This is a genomic window from Flavobacteriales bacterium, assembly GCA_029248105.1.
In the GTDB taxonomy this organism is placed as follows: Bacteria; Bacteroidota; Bacteroidia; order Flavobacteriales; family UBA7312; genus UBA8444.
On record JAQWJZ010000030.1, the window covers coordinates 184,575 to 195,928 of the forward strand.

At 33.6% G+C, this 11,354-nt stretch carries 9 protein-coding genes and 2 tRNA genes; 5 read left to right on the forward strand and 6 right to left on the reverse strand.

Annotated elements, in window-relative coordinates:
* Positions 1 to 2: 2 nt before the first annotated feature.
* Both P8I29_05960 and P8I29_05965 read right to left on the reverse strand, forming a co-directional pair.
* Entirely contained in the window at positions 3 to 1,133 is a 1,131-nt protein-coding gene (locus tag P8I29_05960; protein MDG1917347.1) for a DoxX family protein, read from the reverse strand.
* A gap of 1 nt (position 1,134) precedes the next feature.
* Complete coding sequence (locus P8I29_05965) at positions 1,135 to 1,668, reverse strand: DUF1599 domain-containing protein (protein ID MDG1917348.1); 534 nt, start codon at positions 1,666 to 1,668, stop codon at positions 1,135 to 1,137.
* A 22-nt stretch (positions 1,669 to 1,690) separates the two neighbouring features.
* On the opposite strand from P8I29_05965, the gene folP reads away from it, so the two are divergent.
* Together folP and cdaA are read left to right on the forward strand one after the other, a co-directional pair.
* Positions 1,691 to 2,551: a dihydropteroate synthase gene (gene folP / locus P8I29_05970; protein MDG1917349.1), complete on the forward strand. Its 861-nt coding sequence runs from the start codon at positions 1,691 to 1,693 to the stop codon at positions 2,549 to 2,551.
* A complete protein-coding gene (gene cdaA / locus P8I29_05975) occupies positions 2,552 to 3,325 on the forward strand; it encodes a diadenylate cyclase CdaA (protein MDG1917350.1) in 774 nt (257 codons plus the stop codon).
* A 3-nt stretch (positions 3,326 to 3,328) separates the two neighbouring features.
* Here the strand turns inward: cdaA and P8I29_05980 are convergent, their stop codons facing one another.
* Genes P8I29_05980 through P8I29_05990 form a run of 3 tightly spaced genes read right to left on the reverse strand, consistent with a single transcriptional unit; the run spans position 3,329 to position 7,920 of the window.
* The gene (locus P8I29_05980) at positions 3,329 to 4,651 is read right to left on the reverse strand and encodes an ABC transporter permease (GenBank protein ID MDG1917351.1); all 1,323 of its coding nucleotides are present in this window, start codon (positions 4,649 to 4,651) and stop codon (positions 3,329 to 3,331) included.
* 5 nt (positions 4,652 to 4,656) lie between these two features.
* Positions 4,657 to 6,153: an ABC transporter permease subunit gene (locus P8I29_05985; GenBank protein ID MDG1917352.1), complete on the reverse strand. Its 1,497-nt coding sequence runs from the start codon at positions 6,151 to 6,153 to the stop codon at positions 4,657 to 4,659.
* A gap of 12 nt (positions 6,154 to 6,165) precedes the next feature.
* On the reverse strand, positions 6,166 to 7,920 hold the full coding sequence (locus P8I29_05990; GenBank protein MDG1917353.1) for an ABC transporter substrate-binding protein: 1,755 nt from the start codon (positions 7,918 to 7,920) through the stop codon (positions 6,166 to 6,168).
* 147 nt (positions 7,921 to 8,067) lie between these two features.
* Between P8I29_05990 and P8I29_05995 the strand changes: the two genes are divergently transcribed.
* From P8I29_05995 to P8I29_06005, 3 genes are all read left to right on the forward strand, one after another.
* A tRNA-Ser gene (locus P8I29_05995) sits at positions 8,068 to 8,154 on the forward strand.
* A 58-nt stretch (positions 8,155 to 8,212) separates the two neighbouring features.
* A tRNA-Pro gene (locus P8I29_06000) sits at positions 8,213 to 8,287 on the forward strand.
* 256 nt (positions 8,288 to 8,543) lie between these two features.
* Entirely contained in the window at positions 8,544 to 9,713 is a 1,170-nt protein-coding gene (locus P8I29_06005; GenBank protein MDG1917354.1) for a tyrosine-type recombinase/integrase, read from the forward strand.
* A gap of 112 nt (positions 9,714 to 9,825) precedes the next feature.
* On the opposite strand, the gene P8I29_06010 is transcribed toward P8I29_06005, so the two are convergent.
* On the reverse strand, positions 9,826 to 11,354 hold a 1,529-nt coding region (locus P8I29_06010), incomplete at its 5' end, for a fibronectin type III domain-containing protein (protein MDG1917355.1).

Consider the following 11,354-nt stretch of genomic DNA (forward strand, 5'->3'; position numbering starts at 1 on the left):
AACTAAAATTGTGCTTCTATATCACCTAATGATGGGAAATCGTTATAATGCCATTTTCCTTTGACAGTACCTTTTTGTAAATGCATTAATCCAGGATTAGAACGCACCATAGTTTTTAAGGTCGTTTCATCTGTAAAATAGAACGGGTACTCAATATTGTGTTCTTCAGCAAAAGCCGTGATATTATCATCACTTGAGGCACAAAGGGCATAGAACGAAAAGCCTGCCGATTGACAATCTTTATAAAAGGCATTTATCTTATCTTGCTCTGAAGCAGATGTTTTGTCAATGTTGTAGCATACCAACATAAACACATTTTCTTCTTCAAGTATAGAATAGGTATAGTCTAAACCATCCTTAGAGATAGAAAAATCATGAATCGGTGGCTCATAACCCTCTTGCAATACTATGGTCTTTTCTGTTGCTTCAACAAAGTCATATTCTTCCCATTTTTCTTGATATTCTGTCGATAACATCTCTGATACTTCTCCAGTCGACTTATTTTTAACAATGTAATAATAGGCTTCTTCAGTACAAGGTAATTCTAATTCATCACAAGTTTTCATACCATCAGTAATGTTATTACCAATAGCATAAGGTCTAAAGTCTTTCACTGGCAAATGACTGTAGGTGTGAATAACAAAAGCAAAACAGAAAAAAGTAACGATAGCTAAAAGCATATTTTCCATTTTTCGATTGAACATAGCTTTAATGTGCTTTTCACCAATGAATAATATGGATATGAAAAACAAAAGAATTAGATCTTTTCTAAAAGAACCCCATGGAGTAAGCTTAACAGCATCACCAAAACAACCACAATCGGTTACTTTGTTAAAATATGCCGAATAAAAAGTTAAGAATGTAAAAAACACAATCATAGCCATTAGTGACCAGTTGGCCAATTTAGGACGTGCGCCAATAAGTACCATTATACCAACAACTACTTCAAAAATACATATCCCCGCAGCCATAACAAGAGCATAAGGAATAAGGAATTCAAGGTTAAGAACATCGGCAGAAAAATATTCTTCTAGTTTGTAAGAAAAACCAACGGCATCGTTAGCTTTAATGAGTCCTGAAATAATAAACAAGACACCTACTATTAATCGTGATAAATAAGTTAAAAATTTCATATTAATTAAGTTTAATTAGTGCAAAAATGGCATAGTTAATCATATCGAAATAATTAGCGTCTATACCTTCTGATATTAATGTTTTTCCTTGATTGTCTTCGATTTGTTTAACACGAAGTAATTTTTGAAGTATCAAATCAGTAAGTGAACTTACTCTCATATCTCTCCAAGCTTCTCCGTAGTCGTGATTTTTAGACATCATCAACTCTTTAGATTCTGAATAGTATTTTTCGTATAATTCTTGTATTTCTTCATTCTCCATATCAGGCTGTTCAGCAATTCCTTTTTCCAGCTGAATAAGGGCGATAATGGAATAATTGACAATACCAACAAACTCGTTTCTGATGTCCTCTCCCACTTTTTGAGAACCTTTCATCTCTATACTGCGTATTCTTTGAGCTTTAATAAATATTTGGTCGGTAAGTGAAGACAGTCTTAAAATACGCCATGCACAACCATAATCTTTCATTTTTTTGATAAAAATATCCTTACATTTGGCTGACGCCATATCATATTCACGAATGGTTTGTTCCATATATCAATTTCGATTTGAAGTAATGACTAAAAATAAAAATTTTAATACTGCTATAACGATAGAAAGTAATTCAAAATTGCTTGATTTATCAACACCAGCAATTATGGGTATTTTAAACCTTACTGACGATTCTTTTTATGATGGCGGACAACATAACTCTATTAAAAAAGCACTTCTTCAAATTGAAAAAATGCTCGATAATGGAGCTAAAATCATTGATATTGGTGCTTATTCTTCACGACCAAACGCCAAACACATCAGTCAAGATGAGGAATGGAAAAGGTTAGAAAAAACACTACAAATTATTAACAAAGAATTTCCTCAAACAATGGTGTCAGTAGATACCTTTCGCTCTGAAATAGCCAAGCGAAGTGCTGATAATGGTGCTGATATTATTAACGATATATCAGCAGGTAATTTGGATAAAATGATGTTTGATACCATTGCCGATTTAGATGTGCCATATATAATAATGCATATGCAAGGCACTCCCCAAAATATGCAAGACAAACCACATTATAACTGCATAGAAAAAGAAGTAGTAGATTATTTTTCATCAAAAATTAAAATACTCAACGAAAAAGGTGTTAATAACATCATAATAGATCCTGGATTTGGATTCGGAAAAACACTTGAGCACAATTATCAATTATTAAATAATCTGGAAGAATTACATGCTTTAAACCTACCCCTAATGGCTGGTGTTTCTAGAAAATCTATGATTTATAAGGTTTTAGAAACCGATGCAAATAATGCTCTTAATGGAACAACAACGATTCATACTTTATGCCTTAGTAAAGGAGTGTCTATCCTTAGAGTACATGACGTGAAAGAAGCCGCTGAATGTGTAAAATTAATTAACTTCGCCAAAAACCTACTCTAAATGGATTTCTTAGAATTTAACATACTCGATATCTTAGACATATTATTGGTAGCTTTTCTGCTATTTCAATTGTACAAATTGATTAAAGGAACTGTTGCTATTCGAATTTTTATGGGTATTGCAGCTATATACCTTCTGTGGAAACTCGTTGAGGCTCTACAAATGGATCTTTTAAGTGAAATTCTAGGGCAGTTTATTGGCGTTGGGGTATTAGCTGTTATCATTGTGTTTCAACAAGAACTCAGACGTTTTTTACTGATGATAGGTAACACTAAATTTTTCTCTAAAGATGGGGTTTTAAAATTCAACTGGATAAACGATGAAACAGCTGCAGAAGTTCAAATTTCTGCTATCGTTAAGGCTTGTGATGAAATGGCCAAAACAAAAACAGGTGCTATTATCGTTATAACTAGAGAAAATGGATTACCTAACTATATTGAAACTGGCGAGTTAATTAACGCTAAAACGTCTAACATCTTCTTACAAAGTATTTTTTTTAAAAATAGTCCATTGCACGATGGAGCGGTCATCATCACTGGCGATACTATAAAAGCAGCACGTTGCGTTCTTCCAACAATAGAAAATGATAGCTTCCCTTCTAATTTAGGTATGCGACATAGAGCTGCGGCAGGTATCACAGAAAATACGGACTCAATAGCAATTATTGTTTCTGAAGAAAAAGGTAAAATATCTGTAGCCCTAAAAGGAGTGCTAGAAATTAGCTTATCTGCTGACCAACTTAAAGAATTCCTCCAAAAAGAATTACACCAATAAGGTTTAACTCTTTAATCTAGGGTCAAGAGCATCTCTAAGCCCCTCACCTATCAGATTATAGATTGTTATCGTTAGGAAAATAGCGAAACCTGGAAACATTACTAACCACCATGCTTCAAACTCTTGACGCCCTAAATTCAACAAAGAACCCCAAGTTACAACATCGTCTGGCACACCTATTCCAAGAAAAGATAAAGAACTTTCTATAAGGATTGCTGAGGCTACACCGAAAGCGATAGACACAAAAACAGGCGCTAAGGCATTTGGTAAAGCATGTTTAGCAATAGCTCTAAAATTAGAATATCCTAGTGACTTAGCAGCTTGAACGTATTCTAACTCTCTAATTCTTAGAAATTCAGCACGAGTAAAACGGGCAATACCAGTCCAAGAAGTAAGACCAATAATCACCATTATAAGCCATATACTTCTCACAAAAATAGCCGATATAGTAATGATTAGAATTAATCTAGGAATGGAGTTTAAAATCTCAATACCTCTAGATACAAAAGTATCAATTGGCACACTAACTTCTTTGGCTAACCAACCGAATTTAAATAATCGAGATAATAATCGCATACCTACAATAATGGCAGCAATTAATAGTAAACTAATGACCAACTCCCAAATACCGTTACCAGAAGTAAAGGCATTAGCTAATGTGTATTTTCTTACTCCAAAGCCATAAAAGAAAGCTAAGAAAATACCAAATAAGGTAAAGTAATACTTAGAGCGTGGCATCAATAGGTTTCTATCGCCAAAAAACCCAGCTAAAGCACCTAAGAAAACACCTATAATACTTGCTATACCCATAGCTAATACACCTACAAGTAAAGATATACGAGTACCGTGAATTAGTCCAGAAGCTAAATCACGACCAATGTTATCTGTACCCATAATATGTCGCAATCGATTAGGAATAGCTACAATCTCGTTTTCACTGTTTTTATAACGTTGTTCGTCAAATGGAGAAACGTATTCTCTATTGTACCTATCACCCTTATCTGGAGAATAAGGTATCGGTGCCCACACGACCTTTTCAAGCTCTAACTTCCTCCAGTCGGTAATATCAAACTGAAGAACTTCGGTAAGACCTGTTTCGGGATTAACCACAGAATCCAACTTAGATGGATTAACCAAAGTAGAAAATGCAGGATAAAACGTTTCTCCTTTATATTTACAATACAAGGGCTGATCGTTGGCTATTATAGGTGCAAACAAGGCTATAAAAACCAATGCTATCAGAATGTATAAAGAAATGAGAGCAGGTTTGTTTTTCTTGAACTGCTGCCAAGCGTATTTTTTAAATGAAAAATCTCTTTGTTCCATAGTTTTTATTTGTAAGAAATTCTAGGGTCAACAACTGCATAAAGGATATCGGCTACTAAATAACCAATCATAGTTAGAAAACCAATAATAGTAAATACGGCAACTATCATTGGATAGTCTGAATTAAGTATTGAGCTGTATATCTCAAATCCCATACCTGGGATAGTAAATATCGTTTCTATAATGACTGAACCTCCAATAGCTAGTGGAAAGATATTAGCAAATACAGTAATAATCGGTAATAATGAGTTTCTTAAAGCGTGTTTCATAACAACCTTACCTTCTCCTAGACCTTTAGCTCGAGCAGTACGTATGTAATCTTGTCCAAAAACATCTATTACACCAACTCGCATAATTCTACTTAAAAATGCAAAGGAGCTATAAGTATATGTGATTAGAGGTAAGATAAAATACGGTATTCTATGTTGAATTTTTTCTAACATAGACCAAGAAGGGTCGTACAAAGTAGGGTCTTGAATCCCTGAAACAGGGAACCACCTTAGGGTGTCTGGATTAGCAAAGGTATAAAGCAATAAAACACCAATAAAGAAACCTGGCATAGAGTACAATACAAAGACTACAATTGAAGTAATCCTATCGAATTTAGTGTCTTTTTTATAAGCAGAATAAATACCTAATGGAATACTTATAATGTAGGCAAAGATGACCGATAATAAAGAGAAAGAAAAGGAAATCCATACCTTACTCCATATTTTAGTGTTGATGGGCTGACTATCTATGTATGAATAGCCAAAATCTCCTCTAACAACACCTTTACGTTGTTTGCCGTCACCAAATAACCAAAAGTGATATTGATTTTTTGAACCGTACCAAATGATTTTAGGAATATAGCTTTTCCAAGACGATTGCTGACTAAGCATCTTATCATACAATACCTTAGCCTTTTCAAACTCATTTTTTACAGGAGATAAAAAGGAATACTTGCTATACAAAATATCTAATGAATTGAACTTTGACGCTATGACGTTAGGGTTTGCTGTTTCCAACATTGAATTGATTTCAAAGTTAGATTCCGTAATTACATCGTTAATTTCGTTTTTAGAGTAGGCCGGGCGACCGTTAGTATCTTTATTTTGCTCAAATATATCATCTAACACTAGATTAGAATGACTGAATTGGGCTTTGTTAAGCTGATGAAAATAAATGGATACATCTTCCCAATTACCATAATAATGAGACAACTCACTTAAACAAGCAGAATGATCTTTATCGGCTAACTTGAACAAGGTATCGCAATCGCTTACTGAACCAAAACTGAAGTAAAAAACAGGTAAATCAAGTCCTAATTTTTTTCTCAACTCTTGCTTAGTCTTTTTAGTGGCATTAGATTGCTGATTAGCCGCTCCTTCCTTATCGGCAGAACTAGACAGTTTTTCTACAGGATCAGCAGGTGCGCTTATACTTATAATGAAAGCCAATAATGAAATGGCTAACAATGTAGGTATAAATATGAGTATTCTTTTAGCTAAATATTTTAACATATCATTAAATTTTTAGGGCATTGGGACTTTAGTCTTAAAGCTTTCTTTTAGGTTAAAATTATGCAGAACAAAGCCTGGTTTTTCATAATACATATCGGCATTATCAAAACGTTTATGTATTACTATTTTACGTTTTGGGCTGTACATAAAAACATAAGGTTGATCTTGGTATATCTTTGCTTGTAATTGCCAAATAGCATCACGGTGAGTTTCAGGATCAATGGCAGAATTGGCAGCATCAATTAGGGAATCGCTGTAAGCATCACCAAAGCCACAGAAATTAGAACCCTTGTTTGCCCAGGATGAAGTATGCCACAATTGATAGGGATTAGAATAAGACGCTGAACCTCCCCAACCTCCTAGCATCATATCAAAATCGTGTTCTTGAGCGTTCTTATAAAACAAAGTAAAGTCCATAGGGTTAGGCTTAACTTCAACTCCAGCTCTCCACATACTTTCTTTAATCATAAGTGCTGTTTCTTTAGAAGCTGCACCACTCATATAACTCAGTTCAAAACTCAATTGTAGTTTTTCACCATTTACAATTTTATCTCTTATGTTGTTATCATCTGTATCAATCCAACCCGCATCATCTAGCAAACGTTTAGCTTTATCTAAATTCAATTCTATCAATTGAAGTGTATCGTTATAGTTCTTCTTAAGATTAGATAATTGAGCCACTTGTCTTGAACCTTCTCCGTGCAATAGCACTTCTACAATTTCATCAACAGGAACTAGGTGAGCCATCGCTCTACGTACTCTAACGTCAGTAAAGAATTCTTTGCGCTTGATACCGTCAGGGCGCATATTCAAACCAGCATAATAGTATGAGTATTGATCTAAAAAGGCAGAATGATAATTCTGGTTAAAATAATCGTGTTTTTGTAATTTGAATAGTTTAGAAGTACCTACTCTGTTGGTAGCGTCTAAACCCTCACTCTTCAAAGATAAAAAGACCGATGCATCATCAGTGATAATCTTAAAAATGATTTCCTCAGGAAAATTTTGGTTATAAATAAGGGTATCATTGTCACCCCACCAATTGTCCTTTCTAGATGCAATGATATAAGAACCCGACTCCCACTCGCTAATTTGATAAGGTCCTAAACCAACAAGTTTTTCAGGCTGATAGCGGTTATCTCCGTGGTTAAAAGCATTAAACCAATCCGACCATTCTTTCTTTTCTTTGAAATTATCACTGTGAATATTTTCAAATGTTAAATCGTCTAAAACACCCTCTGAATCCCAATGGGATTTTTGCTGAACATACACTTCAGAAAAAATATTAGCGTTGGTTACATTCTTGCCAAAAGCTACCATAGTAAATTTCTTTGGCTCATTAGGGTAAAGAATAATGTCTTTAATAACAGAAGTATAATTTCCTCTTACATTAGCATTGTCAGTAAGTGGGCATAACTGTAATTTAGCAGTAAACTCAATATCTTCAGCAGTTAATTCACTACCATCATCCCATCTTACATCGTCTCTCAACTCGTAGTGATACAAGAGTCCATCATCAGAAATTTCTGGTAACGATTTAGCTAAAGATGGAATATATTCTAAAGAACTAACATCTAACTTTACTAAAGTTTTTTGTGTATGCTCAAAAATGAAAGAACGCATGACTGAATTATCGTTATAGGGGTGCAAACCATCAGGGTTTGATGAAATGTGAGCAACGACAATATTTTGTGACAAATCTCGACTATCTACACAGGCAGACAGAGTAATCACCGTAATTAGGATAGTAAGTATCTTATTCAACATAGACGTAGAATTTGAGTTTATGCAAATATAACATTCCGAATCATTTAAAGGCTATGCTGTTACTGAATTTATAGCTTTAAAAATAAAAAAAGAAAAAACTTTGTGAAACAATGTAAATCGTATAAATTTGCGCCCTCGTTCTTTTTTGGAGAGGTGGCTGAGTGGCTGAAAGCGGCACCCTGCTAAGGTGTTATACCGGTAACGGTATCGGGGGTTCGAATCCCCCTCTCTCCGCAGTATTGAATTATAATTTGGCTGTCTTGTTTATTTGATTAGATTTGCAGCCTAATTTCGGGGTGTAGCGTAGCCCGGTTATCGCGCCTCGTTTGGGACGAGGAGGTCGCAGGTTCGAATCCTGCCACCCCGACACGAAATTTTCTTAATTAAAGGGTTTGATTTTTATCAAACCCTTTTTTATTTCATTGATTTTAAGGGTTTTATATAGATTAACTTGATAATTTGTTAATGCAAAATATATATCATTATGATATATGACATATATACAAACTATATAAAAACTGTATATGTTTTAGTTTCAGCAACTTACAAGCGAATCGTAACTTTACCTAGCGTAAAAATTAGAAAAATAGGTCACCTATTTAGGTCACTAAATTTCGCCCTGTATGATTGAACAATTTAAAATTTGGACATTTCTTAAGAAATCTAAAGTAAATTATGAAAATAAACACCCAATCTACTTTAGAATTTATCTCAATGGTAAAAAGTTTGAAAAAAGTACAGGTCTTTGGTGTAACATAAAAAATTGGAATAAAAAATCACAACTCTCTAGAAAAAATCATAAAACTAATCTGAAATTAGAAAAACTAAAATCTGAAATCTACGAATCATTAAATAATTTAATGGATGAAAAAAAGTCAATAGATATTATTGATTTAAAAAACAGATTAAATAAAAAAACCCATACTCCAACTCTAATACATTTAGTTGATAAACACAATAATGAGATGAGTCTACAAGTTCCAAAAAAATACTCAAAAGGAACATTAAAAAATTACTTTACACTCAGAAAACACTTACTAGCATTTATTACTAAAAGTGGAATAAATCAAAAAATTAAATCCATCAATCATAGATTTGTAAAAGAATTTGAAAACTACTTATTAACTAATACTTTCAATAATGTTAATGGAAGCATTAAAGTGCTACAAAATCTTAAAAAGATAACAAATCAAGCACTAGCTTATGGTTTAATTAATGAGGATCCTTTTGCTTTAATTAAGTTTAAAAAACAGCCATTTAAAAGAGGTTATCTTTCAAAACAAGAAATTGAAAGAATTGAAGGAATAGAAGTTATTAAAACAACAAATCTAGTCAAAGATCTATTTTTATTTTCTTGCTTCACTGGACTTAGCTTTAGAGACATTTCACTTTTAAAAACAAAGGATATTAACTTTGAAAATGATAATTCCATATGGATAAAAAAAGCTAGAGAGAAAACAAAAACAATCTACATGGTCCCTTTAATAAATAGAGCAAAAGAAATATTAAGTAAATACTACATCAAAGAAAATATATTTGTCTTTAAATCTATTACTAATCAAACGCTTAACCTTCACCTTAAGAAAATAGTTGAAAATTGTGAAATCAATAAAAAAGTAACCTTCCATATGGCTAGACATACTTTTGCAACAACAATTACTTTAAATAATAATGTTCCTATTGAGACAGTGTCTAAAATGCTTGGCCATAGTAGAATTCGAACTACACAGATATATGCTCATATTTTAGAAAATAAAATAAGTCATGATATGAAAAATATCATGGATTTTTAAAGTTGTTTAGTAATTGTTTAAAAGGTTTTTTGAATAATTTTTCAATATAGTTTTTTAAGCTATATTTTCAATTCTTTAATCTAGCACTCTCTTTTAGAATCAAAAAATTAATTTACTGAAGAATTATTTTTTTATTCAAAGAGTTTTTTGAATTAATTATTTCCAAGAAATAAACACCTTTAGAATGCGCATCCATATCAATTTCTTTCGTGTACTGACCAGTAAATTCTGTTAACTCCTCAATAAAGATTTCCTTACCAATTAAATTCACAATCTTAACTATTATCGTTTGCATTTCTTGTGAAGTAAAATTGATATGAAAAATATCTCTAGATGGATTAGGATATACATCCAAGTTAACTACAGCATTATTCTCAATCCTAGCTCCACCTAAAGTATAAGTTACAGGCTGAGAGAAAATGGTTGCCCAAGAAGTACCGTTAGTACCACAAGCACCACGGATTCTCCAAGAGTAATCTCCTTGAGTTAAACCAAACTTAGTTTTGAAATTAGAAGAACCAGGAATATTGTTCCATGCCCATACTTGACCTGTAGTGACTTTAGTCAACTCCAAAAAATAGTGATCTGGCTCGCCACTATCTGGTGTATCCCAAGACATAGTAATGGCTGTTTGTGCACCGTTGGCACTAGTCGATAAGTTCGTTGGTATCTTATCACAAGGTGCTTCAGTTGTGAACGCTGAGAAATCGCCCCAACCTGAGTGGTACATTGGATCAGAATTACCTTCAGAATCAACGTTACCCATGCACCATGCTTTAGTGTGCCACTGGTAGTCTGTGCTTGGTATAAAGTTTCCTTTCAAGACGTTGATGTCACCATTAGCATTTCCATTTAAGTAACGGAAAGAGTTAGTTCCGACTACTCTAACTTTACCTTTAGACTGCCATACACCCCACTCTGCAGCAGGAGCATCTGCGCTTAAAGTCACCCAATTAGCCTCAGTAGAAGCCGATAAGTTTTCTAGGTTAGCACAGGCCTCTAGTGTGGTGTATTCGGAAGATGCAGACCAAGGCGATTGACAGTTGGTAGAACCATCTTGGTTTAGTACTCTAGCTCTAATATTCCACTGATAAGTAGTCCCTGGCTGCATGAAGTAACGAGTTCTGCTAGTACCAGTAAATTCATTAGTATTTACAGGACCAGCTGTCATTACTGTCCAAGAAGAAGTACCTACCTCACGGTAACGAATCATGTAGTGTGATGGTGCAGCACTTGGTGCAGACCAGTTAAACACAACTCTATTGTGAATGATGTCATCAACAAATAAACCAGTTGGTACAATGTCGCAAGTATCTTCAAAATCTGCATATTCACATGATCCATCATCAGTATTAGCTAATTCATTAAAATTAATTGCAAGTTGATCGGTGCACCCATTTAATGTAAAAAAGCAACTTCCATCATCTATATTAGCTTCAGGATTAAAATTAATAGCTGCTATATATGTACATCCATAAATATCTATTTGACAAGAACCATCATCTTCTGAAGCTAATTCATTAAAGTTGTTTGCTAAATTATTTGTACAACCTAATACTTCATCCTTATCACATACTACATCCTCATCACTATCTAGACATTGGAAATCAACTAAAACATCATCAATAGCAAATCCACTAC

Coding starts and splice junctions, on each gene's coding strand:
- P8I29_05960 (MDG1917347.1), bottom strand. CDS start 1,133: ATGAAATTTTTAACTTATTTATCACGATTAATAGTAGGTGTCTTGTTT.
- P8I29_05965 (MDG1917348.1), bottom strand. CDS start 1,668: ATGGAACAAACCATTCGTGAATATGATATGGCGTCAGCCAAATGTAAG.
- folP (MDG1917349.1), top strand. CDS start 1,691: ATGACTAAAAATAAAAATTTTAATACTGCTATAACGATAGAAAGTAAT.
- cdaA (MDG1917350.1), top strand. CDS start 2,552: ATGGATTTCTTAGAATTTAACATACTCGATATCTTAGACATATTATTG.
- P8I29_05980 (MDG1917351.1), bottom strand. CDS start 4,651: ATGGAACAAAGAGATTTTTCATTTAAAAAATACGCTTGGCAGCAGTTC.
- P8I29_05985 (MDG1917352.1), bottom strand. CDS start 6,153: ATGTTAAAATATTTAGCTAAAAGAATACTCATATTTATACCTACATTG.
- P8I29_05990 (MDG1917353.1), bottom strand. CDS start 7,920: ATGTTGAATAAGATACTTACTATCCTAATTACGGTGATTACTCTGTCT.
- P8I29_06005 (MDG1917354.1), top strand. CDS start 8,544: ATGATTGAACAATTTAAAATTTGGACATTTCTTAAGAAATCTAAAGTA.